At 43.0% G+C, this 19863-nt stretch carries 19 protein-coding genes and 1 other annotated feature; of the genes, 15 read left to right on the plus strand and 4 right to left on the minus strand.

What is annotated here, in order from left to right; all coding sequences use genetic code 11:
* Positions 1–29 precede the first annotated feature (29 nt).
* Positions 30–482: a DUF1694 domain-containing protein gene (locus tag SM122_RS00350; RefSeq protein WP_045759659.1), complete on the minus strand. Its 453-nt coding sequence runs from the start codon at positions 480–482 to the stop codon at positions 30–32.
* A 211-nt stretch (positions 483–693) separates the two neighbouring features.
* Here SM122_RS00350 and eno point away from each other — a divergent pair, with 211 nt between their 5' ends.
* Entirely contained in the window at positions 694–1998 is a 1305-nt protein-coding gene (gene eno / locus SM122_RS00355; RefSeq protein WP_021153554.1) for a surface-displayed alpha-enolase, read from the plus strand.
* Between the two features lie 103 nt (positions 1999–2101).
* On the opposite strand, the gene SM122_RS00360 is transcribed toward eno, so the two are convergent.
* Entirely contained in the window at positions 2102–2287 is a 186-nt protein-coding gene (locus tag SM122_RS00360; protein ID WP_049497454.1) for a hypothetical protein, read from the minus strand.
* A 95-nt stretch (positions 2288–2382) separates the two neighbouring features.
* On the minus strand, positions 2383–3393 hold the full coding sequence (locus SM122_RS00365; protein ID WP_155169475.1) for a lactonase family protein: 1011 nt from the start codon (positions 3391–3393) through the stop codon (positions 2383–2385).
* A 168-nt stretch (positions 3394–3561) separates the two neighbouring features.
* On the opposite strand from SM122_RS00365, the gene SM122_RS00370 reads away from it, so the two are divergent.
* The 3 genes from SM122_RS00370 (at position 3562) to budA (ending at position 6745) form a co-directional block, all read left to right on the plus strand.
* Positions 3562–4737 carry an AI-2E family transporter gene (locus SM122_RS00370; protein ID WP_024054839.1) on the plus strand — a complete coding sequence of 392 codons (1176 nt, stop codon included), beginning with the start codon at positions 3562–3564 and terminating at the stop codon, positions 4735–4737.
* Positions 4727–5956, plus strand: coding sequence for a tetratricopeptide repeat protein (locus tag SM122_RS00375; RefSeq protein ID WP_024054840.1), 1230 nt, complete (start codon positions 4727–4729; stop codon positions 5954–5956). The genes SM122_RS00370 and SM122_RS00375 overlap by 11 nt, the downstream gene beginning before the upstream one ends.
* A 72-nt stretch (positions 5957–6028) precedes the next feature.
* Positions 6029–6745: an acetolactate decarboxylase gene (gene budA / locus SM122_RS00380; protein ID WP_003007973.1), complete on the plus strand. Its 717-nt coding sequence runs from the start codon at positions 6029–6031 to the stop codon at positions 6743–6745.
* Between the two features lie 192 nt (positions 6746–6937).
* Here budA and SM122_RS00385 read toward each other — a convergent pair whose 3' ends face one another.
* Positions 6938–8599 (minus strand): Rqc2 family fibronectin-binding protein, encoded by a 1662-nt coding sequence (locus SM122_RS00385; RefSeq protein ID WP_155169477.1) that lies wholly within the window; start codon positions 8597–8599, stop codon positions 6938–6940.
* Between the two features lie 150 nt (positions 8600–8749).
* Positions 8750–8982, plus strand: a binding site (T-box leader).
* Positions 8983–9113: 131 nt separating this feature from the next.
* Between SM122_RS00385 and trpX the strand changes: the two genes are divergently transcribed.
* The 11 genes from trpX (at position 9114) to SM122_RS00440 (ending at position 19728) form a co-directional block, all read left to right on the plus strand.
* On the plus strand, positions 9114–10115 hold the full coding sequence (gene trpX / locus SM122_RS00390) for a tryptophan ABC transporter substrate-binding protein (protein WP_031574527.1): 1002 nt from the start codon (positions 9114–9116) through the stop codon (positions 10113–10115).
* Positions 10116–10238: 123 nt separating this feature from the next.
* Positions 10239–10658 carry a chromosome partitioning protein ParB gene (locus tag SM122_RS00395; protein ID WP_155169479.1) on the plus strand — a complete coding sequence of 140 codons (420 nt, stop codon included), beginning with the start codon at positions 10239–10241 and terminating at the stop codon, positions 10656–10658.
* 313 nt (positions 10659–10971) lie between these two features.
* Complete coding sequence (pheS, locus tag SM122_RS00400; protein ID WP_031574521.1) at positions 10972–12018, plus strand: phenylalanine--tRNA ligase subunit alpha; 1047 nt, start codon at positions 10972–10974, stop codon at positions 12016–12018.
* Positions 12019–12020: 2 nt separating this feature from the next.
* Positions 12021–12545 carry a GNAT family N-acetyltransferase gene (locus SM122_RS00405; protein WP_155169481.1) on the plus strand — a complete coding sequence of 175 codons (525 nt, stop codon included), beginning with the start codon at positions 12021–12023 and terminating at the stop codon, positions 12543–12545.
* Positions 12546–12618: 73 nt separating this feature from the next.
* Positions 12619–15024, plus strand: coding sequence for a phenylalanine--tRNA ligase subunit beta (pheT, locus tag SM122_RS00410; protein WP_129824132.1), 2406 nt, complete (start codon positions 12619–12621; stop codon positions 15022–15024).
* Positions 15025–15259: 235 nt separating this feature from the next.
* The gene (locus SM122_RS00415) at positions 15260–15568 is read left to right on the plus strand and encodes a hypothetical protein (RefSeq protein WP_129824133.1); all 309 of its coding nucleotides are present in this window, start codon (positions 15260–15262) and stop codon (positions 15566–15568) included.
* 13 nt (positions 15569–15581) lie between these two features.
* Positions 15582–15791 (plus strand): helix-turn-helix transcriptional regulator, encoded by a 210-nt coding sequence (locus tag SM122_RS00420; protein ID WP_003002675.1) that lies wholly within the window; start codon positions 15582–15584, stop codon positions 15789–15791.
* A gap of 2 nt (positions 15792–15793) precedes the next feature.
* Positions 15794–16591 carry a DUF3169 family protein gene (locus SM122_RS00425; protein WP_129824084.1) on the plus strand — a complete coding sequence of 266 codons (798 nt, stop codon included), beginning with the start codon at positions 15794–15796 and terminating at the stop codon, positions 16589–16591.
* Between the two features lie 11 nt (positions 16592–16602).
* The gene (locus SM122_RS00430; RefSeq protein WP_129824085.1) at positions 16603–17496 is read left to right on the plus strand and encodes an ABC transporter ATP-binding protein; all 894 of its coding nucleotides are present in this window, start codon (positions 16603–16605) and stop codon (positions 17494–17496) included.
* On the plus strand, positions 17493–18707 hold the full coding sequence (locus tag SM122_RS00435; RefSeq protein WP_324737669.1) for an ABC transporter permease: 1215 nt from the start codon (positions 17493–17495) through the stop codon (positions 18705–18707). Before SM122_RS00430 ends, SM122_RS00435 begins: the two co-directional genes overlap by 4 nt.
* Before the next feature lie 97 nt (positions 18708–18804).
* Positions 18805–19728 (plus strand): aldo/keto reductase, encoded by a 924-nt coding sequence (locus SM122_RS00440; RefSeq protein ID WP_049482730.1) that lies wholly within the window; start codon positions 18805–18807, stop codon positions 19726–19728.
* Positions 19729–19863: the final 135 nt, after the last annotated feature.

Genomic DNA, 19863 nt, shown 5'->3' on the forward strand with positions numbered 1-19863 from the left:
AGGGATGTTCCCTTCCATTGGTTCTTTCTTTAGCCAAAGAGGCGTTTCCAAAATGATTTTTTTTCAGGTGCTGTGCTCTCTTCTTTCTTTTCAAACAAATTTGGATACTGGAGGCTGATATCGGTTGGAGAAATTCCAGATGGATGATCAGTATGGATGATGAGACCAAAGGGAGAGTGGCGACAGTCATCTGAAACAATGCTTGCCACAAGACCAAGATCCTTTGTTTTTTTCAAATATTGAAGTTGGCTGCTTTCATCCAAGGCAGGCGAAATCTTGACCAATACAGGTTCAAAGCGTTCTGAAATATTCGTAAGAATTGAAGAATAGTGCTCCAAATAGAGATTGTCCCTTGCCTCCTCCAAGGTACATGATGCAATCACACGCTCCTCATATGTCTCCAAAAATCGACGCTGTTCATCCGGATTGAACCGAGTAGGACCAGCAGCTTTTTCTAAAATCGTTTTATTAATATCTGTCATAAGTTTAGTATAGCATAAAGCGTAGCAGAAGAGTAGAGGAATGCTAAAAAATTAAATAAGGAGGGGAAATGGAAGAAAATAAGGCAGTGGAACCGTTTTCTTGTTAAAAACTTCTCAATTTTCGTAGATTTCCTTGTTTTTTCTTGAAAAAATAGCCTAATTACGATATGATAGAGGAGTAAAAAATATAACTCAATAAGGAGAGTAAGAAATGTCAATTATTACTGATGTTTACGCTCGCGAAGTCCTAGACTCACGCGGTAACCCAACACTTGAAGTAGAAGTTTATACTGAATCAGGTGCTCATGGACGTGGTATGGTTCCATCAGGAGCTTCTACTGGTGAACACGAAGCAGTTGAACTTCGTGACGGTGACAAATCTCGTTACGGTGGTCTTGGTACTCAAAAAGCTGTTGACAATGTAAACAACATCATTGCTGAAGCTATCATCGGCTATGATGTACGTGATCAACAAGCTATCGACCGTGCTATGATCGCTCTTGACGGTACTCCTAACAAAGGTAAATTGGGAGCAAACGCAATCCTTGGTGTGTCTATCGCCGTTGCTCGTGCAGCTGCTGACTACCTTGAAATCCCACTTTACAGCTACCTTGGTGGATTCAACACTAAAGTTCTTCCAACTCCAATGATGAATATCATCAACGGTGGTTCTCACTCAGATGCTCCAATCGCTTTCCAAGAATTCATGATCGTACCTGCTGGTGCACCTACATTCAAAGAAGCTCTTCGTTGGGGTGCTGAAATCTTCCACGCTCTTAAGAAAATCCTTAAAGGTCGTGGTCTTGAAACAGCCGTTGGTGACGAAGGTGGATTCGCTCCTCGTTTCGACGGAACTGAAGATGGTGTAGAAACTATCATCGCTGCTATCGAAGCTGCTGGTTATGTTCCAGGTAAAGACGTATTTATCGGATTTGACTGTGCATCATCAGAATTCTACGATAAAGAACGCAAAGTTTACGATTACACTAAATTCGAAGGTGAAGGAGCTGCTGTCCGCACTGCTGCTGAACAAATCGACTACCTTGAAGAATTGGTAAACAAATACCCAATCATCACTATCGAAGATGGTATGGATGAAAACGACTGGGACGGTTGGAAAGCTCTTACTGAACGTCTTGGTGGTAAAGTTCAATTGGTTGGTGACGACTTCTTCGTAACAAACACTGACTACCTTTCACGTGGTATCGAAGAAAAATGTGCTAACTCTATCCTTATCAAAGTTAACCAAATCGGTACTCTTACTGAAACATTCGATGCTATCGAAATGGCGAAAGAAGCTGGTTACACTGCCGTTGTATCACACCGTTCAGGTGAAACTGAAGATTCAACAATCGCTGACATCGCAGTTGCAACAAACGCAGGACAAATCAAGACTGGTTCACTTTCACGTACAGACCGTATCGCTAAATACAACCAATTGCTTCGTATCGAAGATCAACTTGGTGAAGTAGCTGAATACCGTGGATTGAAATCATTCTACAACCTTAAGAAATAAGCTAGTTTACTAGACTAAAAAGATCCTTGAGTTTTCTCAAGGATCTTTTTTGCGATCGGCTCAAACAAAAACTCCTCAACTATGTAGTTGAGGAGTAGATCTATTAGAATAGGCCTTTGATTTTGTCCAAGGCACCGCTGACCATTTCATTTCCAGAAACAAGCCCTTTTGCTTGTTCAAGGTAGTCACCGAGGTTGTCTTTGTTGTCTTCAACAAATTTCTTTGCAGCGTCGAAATCTTTCTTTTCGATCATTTCTTTTACTTGGTTAAATAAATCCATTGGATTCATGCTTGGATCTCCTAAAATATAAGTTATGAAATCAGGCTCGTGCCTTTTTCTCATTTATTTAATCATTTTTTTAGAGCTTTGACAACTAAAACGACTTAATGAAAAACGGTACAAACGGCTTCTGGGACATAGAAGTCGTGGGATAGGAGGGTCAATTTTCCATTGGCTAGATCCCGCTTGAAAACAGTAGCATTTGGTGAATCTTGATGGGCTGCGATGAGGTGGTTTTGATCTGGACTAATAGTGAAATCACGTGGATTGAGCCCTTGACTTGGAACAATTTCAATGAGTTCTAGGCTACCATCAGCTACAACTTTGAAGACAGCGATGGAATTGTGAGCACGGTTAGATGCATAGAGGAATTTTCCATCGGCTGAGAGCTTGATAGCAGAAGCCCATTTTTGACCTTCGTAGTCTGATGGAAGTGTGGAAACGGTTTGGAAGTGTTCGAATTCACCCATACCGTCATAAAAGAGGACGTCGATTGTGGCATTTAATTCATTGATGAGATAAGCGGTCTTGTAGTGGGGATGAAAGACAAGGTGACGAGGTCCTGCACCTGGAGCTGTTTGGTGCTGATTGATCAGGGTAAGTTTTCCTTCCTCACTGACATCATAGACATGCAAACTGTCTGTTCCTAGGTCACACGTGATCAGGTACTGATCTGGCGTAAGGTCTGCATAGTGGGTATGCGGACTTGCTTGATTGGCGTGGGGACCACTTCCTTGGTGAGTGTCCTCATCGACAAAGGACAAACTCCCATCTGCCTCTATCTTGTATACGAGAACTTGCCCTTTGTGATAGTTGGCTCCATAGACTAGTTGACGGTTATCATCGACAGAGACATAGCAGAGTGGAGCCCCTTCTTCGACAACGTGATTGAGCGGCTGAAAATCGGCTGTAAAACTAGCGATTCCCCCTTTTCCATCTTCAGCTCCGACACTATAAAGATTGCCTTTTTTAGAAAAAGCGGTATAGGTTGGATTGGGTTCAGCTGCCACTAGTTCAAGATGGCTCAATGCCCCTGTTTCAGGATCAAATTGTGCCTTGTAAATTCCTTTGGATTCTTTTTTGGTATAGGTACCGAAATAAATGGTTTGAGACATAGGTCACCTCGTATGATTTGTTAGGTTTATTATATCAAAGGTCCTATTGGAAGGCAATTGCTAGTTGAAATGGCGAGGGCCTTTCTTTCTTATTTTGCTAGTTTTTTCGTAACTTCAAGCTCAAAAAATGCTAAAATAGAAACAGATTGAAATGAAAAGGAGTTCTCTGTGGATAATAAAGAAAAACAGTTTAGTTTGTCCTGGTTTTTTAGATGGTTTTTAGACAACAAGGCCATTACCGTATTTTTAGTTACCTTGCTCTTGGGTCTGAATCTCTTGGTCTTGAGTAAGATTACCTTTATTTTTATTCCGATTTTTGAGTTTGCAGGAGCCGTCATGCTGCCTGTTATTATCTCTGGTTTGCTCTATTACCTGCTCAACCCTATTGTTGACTTTCTTGAAAGAAAAGGACTCAAGCGAATTTTTGCGATTTCCTTAGTCTTTTTCTTGATTGCAGTGCTTTTAATTTGGGGTCTAGCTGTAGTGATTCCATCCGTCCAACGACAAGTGGTGAGTTTCTTTCATAACCTGCCAACTTATTTGGAAAAGGCCAATGCAACCATCGATGATTTTCTAGATAATCGCGTCTCCTCTGATATCAAACCTCAGTTAGATGAGATCACCAAGGAATTGTCTGCAAACATTACTTCTTGGGCCAGTTCGATCTCTGGGCGGGCTGTCAATTGGGTCAGCAACTTGATCGGAGTGGCTTCGCAAGTTATTGTTGCCTTGATCATCATGCCTTTTATTGTCTTTTATCTTCTTCGAGATGGAAAAAATTTAAAGGGCCACATTGTTCGCTTTTTACCGACTAAGATTCGTAAATCGGCTGAACAGGTTCTCTCAGATGTCAATACCCAACTCTCCAACTACGTTCGAGGGCAAATTACGGTAGCCATTGTCGTCGCCATTATGTTCATCATCTTCTTTAAGATCATTGGCTTGCGCTATGCGGTGACACTAGGGATCTCTGCAGGGATCTTGAATTTGATCCCATACTTGGGTAGTTTCTTAGCCATGTTACCTGCCTTAGTATTGGGCTTGGTAGCAGGGCCAGAGATGTTTATCAAGGTCTTGATTGTATTTGCAGTGGAGCAAACCATTGAAGGACGTTTTGTATCACCGTTGGTTTTGGGAAGCCAGTTAAATATCCATCCGATTACCATTTTATTTGTGCTCTTGACGTCAGGATCTATGTTTGGAATCTGGGGAGTTTTCCTTGGAATTCCAGTCTATGCATCTGCTAAGGTGGTGATCGGAGCTATCTTTGAATGGTATAAGGTCGTCAGTGGCTTGTATGAAGAACACAATGAAATAGAAGAGGAAACACACAGTGAGTCATAGTCAACAAATGGTAGAGGCTCTCGATCGGCAAGAGCTAGAAGAGGCAGAAGTTCAATTTCAACAGGCTTTGTTAGAAGATAGTGAAGCACAATTATTGGATTTAGGTCAATATCTTGAAAGTATCGGTTTTTACCCTCAGGCAAAAGAAATCTATGAACAGATTGCAGAAACCTACCCAGAAGTGTATCTGAGTTTGGCAACCATCCTTGCAGAGGAAGGCCAAACGGAAGAGGCCTTTGCTTATTTAGAAGAAATTGGACCTGAATCAAACTGGTATGTGGCCAGTCTCTTGGTTAAGGCGGATCTCTATCAGATGGAAGGCCTAGCAGATGTGGCGCGTGAAAAATTAGTTGAAGCTGCTCATTTGTCTGATGATCCGATCATTCAATTAGGGCTAGCTGAAATTGATCTGGAATTGGAACGCTACCAAGAGGCTATCCAAGAGTATGCCCAGTTAGACAATCGGGAGATTTTAGAAGCAACAGGAATTTCCACCTATCAACGAATTGGGTTTGCCTATGCCAATCTTGGTAAGTTTGAAGCAGCTGTTCCTTTCTTAGAGAAAGCTCTGGAGATTGAATTTGATGACCAGATTGCTTACGAATTAGCGACCTTATTGTCTGACCAAGAAGAATTCCAAAAAGCCCTGATCTACTACAAACAAATTGATACCTTGTCGCCTGATTTTGAGGGCTATGAGTACGGTTATGCCTTGGCTTTACAGGCTGAAAATGACCGTGAAAAAGCGCTTGAGATTGCTAAACAAGGGATCCAGAAGAATCCATTTGATGCCCAATTGAAGCTCCTTGCTTCTCAGCTTTCCTATGAACTCCACCAGCCTGAGCAAGCAGAAGCTTATCTATTAGAGGCTAAAGAAGTGGCAGATGATCTCGAAGAGATTGCTCTTCGCCTGACCACTCTTTATTTGGAACAGGAACGCTTTGACCAAGTCTTGGCTTGGCAAAATGAAGAAGTCGAAACAGTTGTCACTCGGTGGAACATTGCCCGTGCCTTGGCTGCCTTGGAGAAAACAGAAGAGGCCGTCTCAGCCTACCAAGAGCTCTATGAGGATTTAAAGGACAACCCAGAATTCCTCGAAGCCTATGTTTATTTGTTGCGTGAGGCTGGAGATGTGACGAAGGCGCGTGAAGTGGCTAACCAGTATTTGGCCATCGTACCAGACGATGTGCAGATGCAAACCCTCTATGATAGCCTCTAATCAAAACCATATCGTGAAGATTCGGAATAGTTTGTGGTATACTGGTAGAAGATAGAATGAGGAGAGAAAAACATGGAACCAGTGAAACTTTTTCAATACAATACCTTAGGTGCCCTAATGGCGGGTCTGTACGGGGGTTCATTTACGATTGGAGAACTCTTGGAACACGGAGATCTCGGAGTTGGGACGCTTGATTCTATTGATGGAGAGTTGATCGTTTTAGATGGTAAGGCATATCAGGCCAAGGGATCAGGGGACCATCCTGAAATAGTCGAAGTTTCTCCGGATGCAAAGGTTCCTTATGCAGCAGTCGTCCCTCACCAAGCAGAAGTGATTTTCCGCCAACGTTTTGAAATGACAGACGAGGAATTGGAAGCCCGTATTGAGTCTTATTATGATGGGGAAAATCTTTTCCGCTCCATTAAGATTCATGGTGACTTTGCCAAGATGCATGTCCGTATGATTCCAAAATCAACACCTGAGATGAAGTTTGCAGAGGTTGCCACCCATCAGCCAGAGTATACACGAGAAAATGTTACTGGAACCATCGTCGGTTTTTGGACACCAGAAATTTTCCATGGCGTGAGCGTGGCTGGTTATCATTTGCACTTTATTTCAGATGACCACACCTTTGGTGGCCATGTCATGGATTTTGTCATCACAGAAGGGATTGTAGAGGTGGGGGCCATCGATCAGCTGGATCAACGTTTCCCAGTTCAAGACCGTCAGTACCTCTTTGCCAAATTCAATGTTGATGAGGTCAAAGAAGACATTAATAAAGCAGAATAAAAAGAGGCTGGGACAAAAGTCCTAGCCTCTCAATTATTTTTGGATTGTCGAGCAAGACGCAGTGGTTGAGTGGGCTCTACTACGCTGATTTCATCAGCTTTTACAGCCCTACTCAACTGTGCGGAGGTGGGACGACGAAATCGAATTCTAACGAATTACCGATTTCTGTCCCACTCTCTTTTATTTTTGAAATCAGTCTGTTAGTTTCATGGCTTTGATTTTTTCTTCTTCTGGGGTGACCCGCAGAGTCTTTTGGCCGGTGTAGGTGACAAAACCTGGCTTTCCACCAGTTGGTTTATTGAGTTTCTTGACTTCGATCATATCTACTTGGACCAGGTTTGAGAGACGGGCCTTGGAATAGTAGGCGGCCAACTCTGCAGCATCGGTTTTCACTTCATCCGATGGATTTAGATTTCCTGTAATGACGACGTGGCTTCCCGGGATATCTTTGGCATGGAACCAGAGCTCATCTTTCTTAGCGATCTTAAAGGTCAGTTCATCGTTTTGCAAATTATTGCGACCCACTAAAATGATGGTTTTTCCATCACTAGCTAGGTATTTCTCAGGTTTTTTCCGTTTATGAATTTTTTCGCGGTTGCGCCGTTTGATAAAGCCGGTCTGGATTAACTCTTCACGAATCTCTGCCACCTCAGCCAGGCTCGCTTGAGAAAGGGCCGTTTCAACCGTTTCAAGATAAGAAATGGTTTCCTTGGTTTCTTGAATGAGGATGGTCAAATGTTTAACGGCTTCTTTTAACTTCTGGTAGCGTTTGAAGTAGCGTTGCGCATTTTGGTTGGGGGTCAGAGCCTTATTGAGTTGGATGGTGATGGGTTCGTTGGTATAGTAATTGTCCAGGACAACCTGGTCTTGGTCGTTTGGTACCTGATGGAGGAAGGTGGTCAGTAATTCTCCTTTTTGGCGGAATTCTTCCGCATTGTCGGTCGCCGCTAACTCCGCTTCTTGTTTGGCTAATTTTTTTCGGTTCTTTTCAAGATCGTTTTCGACCTTGCGGATCAATTCACTAGCCTGTTGTTGCACCCGATCGCGCTCAGCCTTGTCTCGGTAATAGTCATCTAGCAGATCGGAAAGTGTCTCAAAGGTTTGACTAGTGGCATCTTCAAAGGGAATAGCCGAGAAGGATTTGGTCGTTAGGCGTGGCTCAGTTGGAGCTTGGAAAAAGGCACGGAAGGTTTTTAATTTTTCATCCGTCTCAAGTCGCTTGGCCAATTCTTGAGACGTATCTCGCCCCAAACCTTGGAAACATTTTTGAAGGTTCTTTGGGCTTAACTCTTCTTTGTGAAGAAGGGCAAAAAGGGCTTCATCTCCAATTGTAAAAGGATTAACCGCGTCTGTTTTCGGAGGGGCTACATAGATTGATCCAGGAAGAATGGTCCGGTAGCTATTTTGTGAGAAGCCGACATGTTTGATGGCCTCGATGATTTTATTGCTGGTCCGGTCTAGGAGAATAATATTACTGTGCTTGCCCATGATTTCGATCATTAAGCTGACAGAAATGGCATCTCCAATTTCGTTTTTATTGGAGACACGGATTTCGAGAATCCGGTCGTTCTCCAATTGCTCAATCCCTTCGATGACAGCGCCTTGAAGATATTTACGCATGACCATAATAAAGGTATTAGGAAAGGCAGGATTTTCAAAGTTGGTTTGGGTCCGTTGGATCCGTCCGAAAACAGAATGGGCAGAGAGTAAGAGTTTTTGGTTTTTCCGATTGCCTCGGATTTGGAGTACCAATTCTTGCTCGAAAGGTTGATTAATTTTTTGAATGCGACCACTTAAGAGTTCGGCCTTCAATTCTTGCACCATATGGTGTAAAAAAAATCCATCAAAAGACATGGGATTCCTCATCATTCTAGCTGTTATTCTAGTAAATTATATCAAAAATAGAGCGGAAATCCCAGAAAGAAGCAAGGGGATGTAATATAGAAAATGCGAACGTTTCCAAAAAAATACTGAAAAAGTATTGACTTTTTTGAAAGAAAACTTTAAAATGTAAGAAATTAGAAAAGTAGTAAATGAAAGTTTCAAGAGAGCCCACGGTTGCTGAGAGTGGGTAGCGGCAGTTTATGAAATTGGACTAATGATGAGATGAATTTGAAACAATAAAAATTCGGTTGGCACACCTTATCGTGCAACTTGTTGCTAGACAAGACAGAGATATGGGGGGAGACTATCCTTTTCCCATAAGTGAGGTGGCACCGCGATGACACGTCCTCACATAGCTTTTGCTATGTGTGGGCGTGTTTTTTGTTTTAGATGAGAAGGGAGAAAAGATATGAAGAAACGATGGCGTCGCATTCTTTAGAGGATGAAAAATAGAAGAAAATGAAAAAATAGAAGAGGTAGTAAAATGAAAAATAAACGGTTAATGGGAATTATTGGTTTGATTGCAGCAGCAGTCATTGGGACAGCGATCTATTCAGCTACAGCTGGTAAGGACAACAAGGCAGCAACTAGCAATGAAAAGGCAAAAGTTGGGGTCTTGCAGTTGGTCAGCCACCCTTCGCTTGATTTGATCTACAAGGGGATTCAAGATGGTCTAGCTGAAGAAGGCTATGACAAGGACAAAGTGGACATTGATTTCCTCAATGCAGAAGGGGACCAAAACAAGGTTGCAACTATGAGTAAGCAATTGGCAGAAAAAGATAATCAAGTCTTGATTGGGATTGCAACCCCATCTGCTCAAGGTTTGGCTAGTGCAACCAAAGACAAACCAATTGTCATGGGTGCTGTAACCGATCCAGTCGGTGCAAACTTGGTCAAAGATTTGAAAAAACCAGGTGGCAATATCACTGGGGTATCTGACCACAATCCTACTGAGCAACAGTTGAAATTGATCAAAGAGTTGACTCCAAACGTAAAAACAATCGGGGTTCTTTACTCAACCAGTGAAGACAATTCTAAATCTCAAGTAGAAGAATTTACAAAATTGGCTGAAAAAGCAGGCTACAAGGTGGTTCCGTATTCAGTTCCTTCTACAAACGAAATTGCTTCAACAGTATCGGTTATGTCAGGTAAAGTGGATGCTATCTGGGTTCCAATCGACAATACCATCGCATCAGCATTCTCAACTGTTGTTGAAGCCAATAAAGATGCTAAAAAACCAATCTTCCCAAGTGCGACAGCCATGGTAGAAGCTGGTGGCCTTGGTTCAGTCGTTGTCGACCAACATGATCTTGGGGTAGCAACTGGTAAAATGGCTGCGAAGATCTTGAAAGGTCAAAAACCTGCAGACACACCTGTTGAAATCTTTAGCCAAGGAAAATCTGTCATCAATAAAAAAGTCGCAGATGAATTGGGCATTACTATTCCAGAATCTGTCTTGAAAGATGCTGGACAAGTCATTAAATAAAAAGAAAACGAATCACAAGAATGGCGGGGGAATTTGGCTTTGGCAGGTCTTTAAATCGTGACCTTTGAAAATGTCTACCAGTGCCCAGAACCAACTTTTATACTCTTGGTAGAGGAGAAAGAAATGGAAGTCAAGATAACAGATCTTCATCCGACCCAACTTTATTTATCAGAAAAGAAGTTACAAGCTATCCAGATGCTGGATCAGTCGGCAGAAATCATCAATGTGGATCCAATTAGTGTTCTTGCATTTGGAAATCGCTTCTTGATTACAGACGGGCATCACAGGGCTTATCAGGCTTTATTGGCAGGTCGGGATATGATTTCTGCTGAGTTTGATAGAGATGGTGGCGATGAGTTGTATGCCCTCTATGCGCAAGCTTGCGAGGAAAGAAAGATAACCTCTGTTTTGGATTTAAAACATCGTATCTTACCTCAAGATGAGTATGAAGCAAAATGGTATAACTGGTGTGATGGTTTTAACCAAGCAGCAACTCTTCTATTGAAGAGGCAAGCAGATGAAACAGACAAGGCAAATAGATAATGCACTGTCTCTTGCTCCTTTTTCTAGTGAATTAGTCTTATCTAACTTGTTTTTTAACTAAAAATCTGATAAACTATGTAGTAATTGAATAGAAATCTGCAAGACTAGTATCTCAAGGGAAGTGCGACAGGGAGAAGAGCCGTGACTGAAAGCTCTTTGCATGAAAGCTGAGTGAATTCACTTGCGTAAAGGATTTAGAAATTAAGGTCTGGTTTACAGATAAAAACGGATGGTACCGCGTGTCAACGCTCCGAATGTGGGTGTTGGCGCGTGGTTTTTTCTATGTCTGTAGAGGGACCATGATGGAGGAAATATGTCAACGATTGAAGAACAACTAAAAGCGCTTCGAGAAGAAACGCTGGCAGCCTTGAAGCAGATCTCTGCTGAAAATAAAAAAGAGATGCAAGAACTACGGGTCTCTGTTCTTGGGAAGAAAGGATCTCTGACGGAAATTCTTAAAGGGATGAAGGATGTCTCTGCTGAGATGCGTCCGGTTATTGGAAAACACGTCAATGAAGCCCGTGATGTCTTGACGGCTGCCTTTGAAGAATCAGCCAAACTCTTGGAAGAAAAGAAAGTCCAAGCTAAACTAGCTAGCGAAAGCATCGATGTGACCCTTCCAGGTCGTCCAGTTGCTAGTGGTTACCGTCATATTTTGACCCAAACCAGTGAAGAAATCGAAGATATCTTTATCGGGATGGGGTATCAAGTCGTTGACGGCTTTGAAGTGGAGCAAGACTATTATAACTTTGAACGGATGAATCTGCCTAAAGATCACCCAGCGCGGGATATGCAGGATACCTTCTATATCACAGAAGAAATCTTGCTTCGGACCCATACTTCACCTGTACAGGCGCGGGCTATGGATGCGCATGACTTTAGCAAGGGACCATTGAAGATGATCTCTCCAGGGCGGGTTTTCCGTCGGGATACGGATGATGCGACCCACAGCCACCAATTCCATCAAATCGAAGGCTTGGTCGTTGGGAAAAGCATTTCTATGGCCGACCTTCAAGGAACGCTTCAATTGATCGTGCAAAAGATGTTTGGTGCAGAACGTCAAATCCGTTTGCGTCCTTCTTACTTCCCATTCACTGAGCCATCTGTTGAGGTCGATGTCTCTTGCTTCAAATGTGGTGGAGCGGGATGTAACGTATGTAAGAAAACTGGTTGGATTGAAATCATGGGAGCCGGTATGGTTCACCCACGGGTCCTTGAGATGAGTGGGATTGATCCAACAATCTATTCAGGATTTGCCTTTGGACTTGGTCAAGAGCGTGTGGCCATGCTTCGTTACGGAATCAATGATATCCGTGGCTTCTATCAAGGAGATGTTCGCTTCTCAGAACAGTTTAAATAATCATGTTAGTTAGAGTAAAAATCGATCAATTAGAGACCTTACGTGACCTAGAAGTGGAAACCTATGGGGATACCTTTGGTCCCTATATTGTTGAGGAAGATTTGGAAGATTACTTCTCTACTGTGCTCTCTTTGGAGCAAATCGAGAAGGATCTGCTAGATCCAGAATCTGAAACCTATTTTGTCCTCAATGAAGATCAAGAAATCTGTGGTTTTCTCAAGATCAACTGGGGTCAGGCGCAGACCGAGCCAGTAGAGATGGATAAGTCCTTTGAGATCCAACGGATCTATGTCAAGAAGGAATGTCAAGGGGCTGGTTTCGGCAAGGAAATGTTTACCTTTGCGCTGGATCAAGCCAAGAGTCGTGGCTTTGAGTGGGCTTGGCTAGGTGTATGGGAACGCAACTTTAAGGCGCAAGATTTTTACTATCGCTTTGGATTTGAACGATTTAGTGAACACGAGTATCCTACCGGAGATACCGTGGATACAGACTGGTTGTTGCGCAAGCATTTGAAGGATAATCCGTAAGCTTAATTGTGGGTTCAAATTGAGAGAAAGGAATTGAGAAGATCTCACCTAGTGGGATCTTATGATCGGAATTATGTTAGTATCATATAAATGGTTAAAACAATTGGTGGACGTGGATGTGCCATCAGAAGAGTTGGCTGAAAAAATGTCAACCACAGGGATCGAGGTAGAAGGTGTGGAATCACCTGCTGCTGGTCTCTCAAAAATTGTCGTCGGTGAAGTCTTGTCTTGTGAAGATGTACCCGAAACACACTTGCATGTCTGCCAAGTTAATGTGGGTGAAGAAGAAGCGCGTCAAATCGTCTGTGGAGCACCAAATGTGCGAGCAGGCATCAAGGTGATGGTGGCTCTTCCAGGTGCTCGCATCGCAGATAATTACAAGATTAAAAAAGGGAAAATCCGTGGGTTGGAGTCGCTCGGAATGATCTGTTCACTTGGTGAATTAGGGATTTCTGACTCCGTTGTACCGAAAGAATTTGCAGATGGCATCCAAATCTTGCCTGAAACTGCTGTTCCAGGTGAGGAAGTCTTCTCCTATCTAGACTTGGATGATGAAATCATCGAGCTTTCTATCACTCCAAACCGTGCAGATGCTCTTTCGATGCGTGGGGTAGCACATGAAGTAGCAGCCATCTATGACAAGGCTGTGAACTTCAAAGACTTTACCTTGACCGAAACAGACCAAGCTGCAGCAGATGCTCTTTCTGTCAGCATTGACACAGACAAGGCTCCTTATTATGCAGCTCGTATTTTGGACAATGTGACCATTGCACCAAGTCCACAATGGTTGCAAAACCTCCTCATGAATGAAGGTATCCGTCCCATCAATAATGTGGTCGACGTGACCAACTATATCCTGCTTTACTTTGGTCAGCCTATGCATGCCTTTGACTTGGATACCTTTGAAGGAAATGATATCCGTGTGCGTGAAGCGCGTGCAGGTGAGAAATTGGTGACCTTGGACGGGGAAGAGCGTGAGTTGGAAACAAGTGACCTCGTGATTACGGTTGCTGACAAAGCGGTAGCCCTTGCAGGTGTCATGGGCGGAGAGGCTACAGAAATCTCTGAAAAGTCTACTCGTGTCGTCCTTGAAGCGGCTGTCTTCAATGGCAAATCGATCCGTAAGACAAGTGGTCGTCTCAACCTACGCTCTGAATCATCTTCTCGCTTTGAAAAAGGGATAAACGTGGCAACTGTTAATGAAGCCCTTGATGCAGCAGCGCGCATGATTGCTGAATTGGCTGGTGCAACCGTGCGTAAGGGCATCGTTTCAGCAGGCCAGTTGGATACTTCAGATGTGGAAGTTTCTTCCACTCTTGCAGACGTGAACCGTGTCCTTGGAACAGAGCTTTCCTACGCGGATGTCGAAGATGTCTTCCGTCGTCTTGGTTTTGGCCTTTCTGGAAGTGCAGCAAGCTTCACAGTCAGCGTTCCTCGTCGCCGTTGGGACATCACTATCGAAGCGGACCTCTTTGAAGAAATTGCTCGGATTTATGGTTATGACAAATTACCAGCAACCCTTCCAAAAGATGATGGGACAGCCGGTGAATTGACTGCGACTCAAAAATTGCGTCGCCAAGTTCGGACCATTGCTGAAGGAGCAGGCTTAACTGAAATCATTACTTATGCTTTAACAACTCCTGAAAAAGCAGTGGAGTTTACGACTGCACCAAGTAACTTAACGGAGCTCATGTGGCCAATGACTGTGGACCGTTCAGTCCTCCGTCAAAATATGGTTTCAGGTATTTTGGATACAGTTGCTTACAACGTAGCGCGTAAGAATAAAGACTTAGCCCTCTACGAGATCGGAAAAGTCTTCGAGCAAACAGGTAATCCAAAAGAAGAGCTGCCAAATGAAATCAACAGCTTTGCCTTTGCTTTGACAGGTTTAGTCGCTGAAAAAGACTTCCAGACTCCAGCTGTTCCAGTTGACTTCTTCTATGCTAAGGGAATTTTGGAAGCTCTATTTGCTCGCTTGGGTCTTGAAGTGACCTATACAGCAACACAAGAAATCAAGAGTCTCCACCCAGGTCGTACAGCCTTGATCTCACTTGGTGACCAGGTGATTGGTGTCTTGGGGCAAGTGCATCCTGTAACAGCTAAGGCTTATGATATCCCAGAAACCTATGTGGCAGAATTGAACTTATCTGCTATTGAAGCAGCTCTTCAACCAGCCGCAGCCTTTGTGGAAATCACCAAATTCCCAGCTGTGAGCCGTGATATCGCCCTTCTCCTCAAAGCAGAAGTGACTCACCAAGAGGTAGTCGATGCCATCCAAGCTGCTGGCGTGAAACGTTTGACAGACATTAAACTCTTTGACGTCTTCTCTGGTGAAAAACTAGGAGTTGGCATGAAGTCCATGGCCTATAGCTTGACCTTCCAAAATCCAGAAGATAGCTTGACAGACGAAGAAGTTGCTCGCTATATGGAAAAAATTCAAGCATCACTCGAAGAAAAAGTCGACGCAGAAGTGCGCTAAATCGTTAAAAGATGAAACAGTTGAGAATTTCTCAGCTGTTTTTTTCTTCCAGGATTTGCAAGTTATAGGCCTTAAAACCCTATAAAAATAAAGAAATTCCTTTAAGTACTCAAAATATACATGTCAACCATCTTTCTATTTTTGACAAATATTTTTATTTTTTTGTAAAATATACTTGTCAAAAAGAAAAAGAAGTGTTACAATGATTTTAGTTGAAAGAAGGAGAGGTTTTCTTATGGGAGCCGTGTGGATTATTTTTATCCCTTTTATAGTTATATTTTATGCAAGCTCAGAAAAGAAGATAAAAGGATTGAACAGACGTATCAGACGATTAGAAAAACAAGTGAAAGGAAATCAAGACATGTCTAGACTTTTAGAAGAATTGAAAGGCCAAACGGTCACTGTCACAGTAAATGGTTTTGGAACCAAATATGAAATTATGGATATCGACGAAGATTGGGTCAAATTGAGTTGTGATACGATTAATCAACAAAGAGAAACCAAATTAGTCCGTATCGAAGATATTCAAGATATTCAACTATAAGGGGGCGAAAGCCATGATCTTAAAAAATCGACTGAAAGAGCTGAGGGCGCGTGATGGACTCAACCAATCAGAACTAGCCAAGCTAGCAGGGGTCTCGCGCCAGTCCATCAGTCTCTTGGAGCGGGGGGAATACACCCCATCGGTTATCATTGCGATCACCATCGCCCAGATTTTCAAGGAACCGGTGGAGAATGTTTTTAGTCTAGTAGAGGGAGAAGAATAACAATGAAAAAGCAACAACAAGAACAATCTGCTCGTTACCGTTTTTGGAGAAATGTAGGTATCATTACAGTTTCCGGCTTGATCGGAGGAGTTATCGGATTTTTGACAGAAATGTTTGGATACGAAAAGCCCCTAGAAATCCAATCCTTCTTTAGTAAAGAAGTACTCCTTTTGGGCTCAGCAGTTTTATTCTTAGTCGCATTTATACTCACGATAACCTTACTGATGTGCGCGAGAAAAGTCCATCAAAAGATGCTCCAAATAGAAGACGATGATGAAGCCTATCACTATGACATTCAAAAGAAAAAACTATATGGCTTAGCGACCATTTTTAAAGGCATCATGATCTTGCCCTACTTTTTATTCGTCATTTTTTATAGTCAATTGGTCGACTTAGATAGACCTGGCGCTGGGGACATGGCTTTTATCTTTGGAGACTTTACCATGCTCTATCTCTTTCTTGTCTTGATTGCCCTATTTTTCCTATCGGATATCTTCTTTCGCAAGACCTTCCATCTGATTTATGGAAAACCGATTCCCCGCAATGCCAATGCCAAGGAAGTGCGTGAATTTATGATGAGTATGATGGATGAAGCAGAAAAGCAGATTAGCTACGAGGAAAACTATGAAATTATCATTAAGTTAAGCAATTATATCTTACCGATTTCCTTAATTGCGATATTCTTAGTTGGCATTGCTTTCCATACAGATATCTTGTTAGCATTAGTAGTGGTATCACTGATTTATCTCTATATCTTGGTCTCACAATACAAGATTACCAAACGTTATTATAAAGAGTAAAGGAGTCATCTATGTTAGAAATTAGACATTTAGAAAAGAGTTTTGGGGATAAGCAGGTCCTCTTTGGAGTGGATTTGACAGCTCAACAAGGGCATATCCTTGGTTTGGTTGGGAAAAATGGGGCTGGGAAAACAACTATTTTCCACAGTATTCTGCGCTTTTTGGACTACAGCGGTGAGATTTGCCTATATGGCAAAGCGATTACCCAAGAGACTTACAAGGAAATTGGCTATTTGCCAGAAGAGCGCAGTCTTATGCCAAAACTCACGATTTTTGAGCAGGTCCGTTATTTGGCTGCCTTAAAAGGGATGAGTACCGCCGAGGTCAAGGAAAAATTACCGACCTGGATGGAAAAACTCCAAGTAAAAGGAAAATTAACCGATAAAATCAAGAGCCTCTCAAAAGGGAACCAACAGAAGGTGCAATTGATCATCACCTTGATCCATGAGCCTAAATTGATCATTTTAGATGAACCGTTTAGCGGATTGGATCCGGTCAATACAGAAGTGCTCAAGCAGGTTATCTTTGAAGAAAAAGAGCGTGGGGCCACCATTATCTTTTCTGACCACGTCATGACCAACGTCGAAGAGTTGTGTGATGATATCCTAATGATCCGTGATGGTTCGGTTGTCCTTTCAGGGCCTGTCCAAGAGGTTCGGAATAGCTATGGCAAGACTCGCCTCTTTGTCTCAAACGACTTTAGCAAAGAAGAGTTAGAAGCTCTGCCACACGTGACCAAGGTCAGCATGACCAAGCAAGGGACTTGGAAGCTGATCTTGGATGATGCATCAGCTGGTCCAGAATTATTTGATCGCTTGACCAAGGGCCACTACCTAGCAACCTTTGACCACCAAGCCCCAACTATTGATGAGATCTTTAAACTTGAATCAGGAGTAGAAGTATGAAACAGATGTTTGTCGTAATGAAAGAAACCTATATCAGACAAGTGAAATCATGGAGTTTCCTCTTCATGGTCTTCGGTCCCTTCCTCTTTTTAGGATTGAGCATTGGAATCGGTTATCTGACAGGTTCTTCTACAGATGCCAAAAACCAAGTGGCCTTGGTGACAGAAGTGCCAGCTGTCAAAGAAAGCCTCAAAGGAACCGATGGCTTGACCTTGGACTACAAGGATGAAGCTGCAGCTAAAAAAGCCATTAAGGATGAGAAAGCAGCTGCTTACCTAATGGTTGATGAAAAAGATGGCCAGCTAGAAGCGACTTATGTGGGTGACCAAGCCATGAAAACAGATTTAAAATCGCTTGTCACTGCGAAATTAAGCCAGGTCCAACAAGGGATCAATCTAGCGCGTGCCAATCTAAGCAAAGAGCAGCTGACAGCCTTGTCTCAACAGGTTTCTCTCAAAGAAAAAATTGATGAGAAAAAAGAAGGCTTGAAAATGGTGCAAACCATGGTTGCAGGTGGTCTAGGAATGTTGCTTTATATGATTTTGATCTTCTACTCGAGTATCACAGCCCAAGAAGTGGCTAGTGAAAAGGGAACTAAGATCATGGAAGTGGTCTTCTCTAGTATTAAAGCAACCGACTATTTCTTCGCACGCATGCTCGGACTCTTCGGAGTGATTTTTACCCATATTTTTGTCTATGTAGTTGGGCTAGTAGCTGTTTGGATCTTTAGAGCAGATATCCCAGTTGTCAAGGATATTCTTGCTCCAAACTCTCCAATTACCCAACACCTAGCAGAAGCGATCTCGCTTAATACCATCTTCTTCATTATCCTTGGGATCTTTATGTATGTGGTGCTCTCTGCCTTCTTAGGCTCCACAGTTGCACGACCAGAAGATTCAGGAAAAGCGATTTCACCACTGATGATGTTAGTTATCTTTAGCTTCCTTGGGGTAACCACCTTGGGAAGTGCCGGTGACGTCTTCTTATTGAAAATCGGTTCCTACATTCCTTTCTTCTCAACCTTCTTCATGCCTTTCCGTACCATCAATGGCTATGCGACTGGTCTTGAATCTTGGGGTTCATTGGGAATTGCAGTTCTCTTTACCATCGTGGGAACAGTTCTCATCGCTCGTATCTATGCGAGCCTGATCCTTCAGACCGATGACCTCGGACCATGGAAGACCATTAAACGTGCTCTTAGCTATCGCTAATTAGATAAGCTCTCAGTTACAACTGAGGGCTTTTTGATTTCAAATTGACTTTTGAAATCCTTTTCACTACAATAGAACTACAGAAAAGGAGGCGGACATGAACTATATTGAGTTTGCTGAAAATGAGCGTCTGTCCACGATTGTCCTTGGGATGATGCGGATCAGTCAGATGAGTGAAGATGAGGTGGAGGCCTTGGTAGAGGCAGCCTTGTCGATTGGCATTAACACCTTTGACCTAGCGGATATCTATGGTGATGGCCAGTGTGAGGTCCTGTTGGGTAAGGTTCTCAAGCGCCGTCCGGATCTTCGGAACCAGATGTGGATCCAGTCCAAGTGTGGCATTCGCAAAGACGGTTTTACCTATTTTGATTTTTCCAAGGACTATATTTTGGACTCCGTCGATGGCATCCTCGATCGTCTGCAGATCGAGCGCTTAGATAGTCTCCTCCTTCACCGACCGGATGCCCTCATGGAACCGGAAGAAGTGGCAGCAGCTTTTGATCAGTTGGAGCAAGCGGGCAAGGTTCGTCATTTTGGGGTGTCCAATCAAAATCCCATGATGATGGAATTGCTTAAGACGGCTGTCAAACAACCTCTCAAGGTCAACCAGCTGCAGTTGAGTGCCGCCTTTACACCGAGCTTTGAAGCTGGTTTTCATGTCAACATGGAAGGGGCAAAAGCAGCCGTGCGAGATGGCAGTGTCTTTGAGTATTGTCGTTTAACTGATACTGTGATTCAGGCCTGGTCTGTCCTCCAGCATGGCTATTTCAAGGGGAATTTTGTCGGCAAGGAAGAGTTTGCAGCTCTCAATCATGTCCTCAATGACTTGGCGAAAAAATACCAGGTCACACCGACAGCTATCGCCCTTGCTTGGGTCCTCCGCTATCCTGGTAAGATGCAGGCGGTCATCGGAACGACCAAGCCCCAGCATGTCCTTGAAGCAGGGAAAGCAGCAGCAGTGACCCTAACGCGCAAGGAATGGTACCAAATCTACTTGGCTGCAGGAAATGATTTGCCTTAGAATCTTGTTAGTAAACCAGATTTCACTCTTATCGGTGGTCTGGTTTTTTGTTTTGTGATTTTCAGATTTTTCTTGACAAGTCTTTCTTTTTTATGGTATTCTTTTATGCAACAAGTGTTGCGCAACGGATGTTGC

The organism is Streptococcus gingivalis (assembly GCF_035544715.1).
Classification (GTDB): Bacteria; Bacillota; Bacilli; order Lactobacillales; family Streptococcaceae; genus Streptococcus; species Streptococcus gingivalis.

Bases quoted from the DNA above. Each gene is read 5' to 3' on its own strand.
- SM122_RS00350 (WP_045759659.1), bottom strand. From the start codon at position 482: ATGACAGATATTAATAAAACGATTTTAGAAAAAGCTGCTGGTCCTACT.
- eno (WP_021153554.1), top strand. From the start codon at position 694: ATGTCAATTATTACTGATGTTTACGCTCGCGAAGTCCTAGACTCACGC.
- SM122_RS00360 (WP_049497454.1), bottom strand. From the start codon at position 2,287: ATGAATCCAATGGATTTATTTAACCAAGTAAAAGAAATGATCGAAAAG.
- SM122_RS00365 (WP_155169475.1), bottom strand. From the start codon at position 3,393: ATGTCTCAAACCATTTATTTCGGTACCTATACCAAAAAAGAATCCAAA.
- budA (WP_003007973.1), top strand. From the start codon at position 6,029: ATGGAACCAGTGAAACTTTTTCAATACAATACCTTAGGTGCCCTAATG.
- SM122_RS00385 (WP_155169477.1), bottom strand. From the start codon at position 8,599: ATGTCTTTTGATGGATTTTTTTTACACCATATGGTGCAAGAATTGAAG.
- trpX (WP_031574527.1), top strand. From the start codon at position 9,114: ATGAAAAATAAACGGTTAATGGGAATTATTGGTTTGATTGCAGCAGCA.
- SM122_RS00395 (WP_155169479.1), top strand. From the start codon at position 10,239: ATGGAAGTCAAGATAACAGATCTTCATCCGACCCAACTTTATTTATCA.
- pheS (WP_031574521.1), top strand. From the start codon at position 10,972: ATGTCAACGATTGAAGAACAACTAAAAGCGCTTCGAGAAGAAACGCTG.
- SM122_RS00405 (WP_155169481.1), top strand. From the start codon at position 12,021: ATGTTAGTTAGAGTAAAAATCGATCAATTAGAGACCTTACGTGACCTA.
- pheT (WP_129824132.1), top strand. From the start codon at position 12,619: ATGTTAGTATCATATAAATGGTTAAAACAATTGGTGGACGTGGATGTG.
- SM122_RS00415 (WP_129824133.1), top strand. From the start codon at position 15,260: ATGGGAGCCGTGTGGATTATTTTTATCCCTTTTATAGTTATATTTTAT.
- SM122_RS00420 (WP_003002675.1), top strand. From the start codon at position 15,582: ATGATCTTAAAAAATCGACTGAAAGAGCTGAGGGCGCGTGATGGACTC.
- SM122_RS00425 (WP_129824084.1), top strand. From the start codon at position 15,794: ATGAAAAAGCAACAACAAGAACAATCTGCTCGTTACCGTTTTTGGAGA.
- SM122_RS00430 (WP_129824085.1), top strand. From the start codon at position 16,603: ATGTTAGAAATTAGACATTTAGAAAAGAGTTTTGGGGATAAGCAGGTC.
- SM122_RS00435 (WP_324737669.1), top strand. From the start codon at position 17,493: ATGAAACAGATGTTTGTCGTAATGAAAGAAACCTATATCAGACAAGTG.
- SM122_RS00440 (WP_049482730.1), top strand. From the start codon at position 18,805: ATGAACTATATTGAGTTTGCTGAAAATGAGCGTCTGTCCACGATTGTC.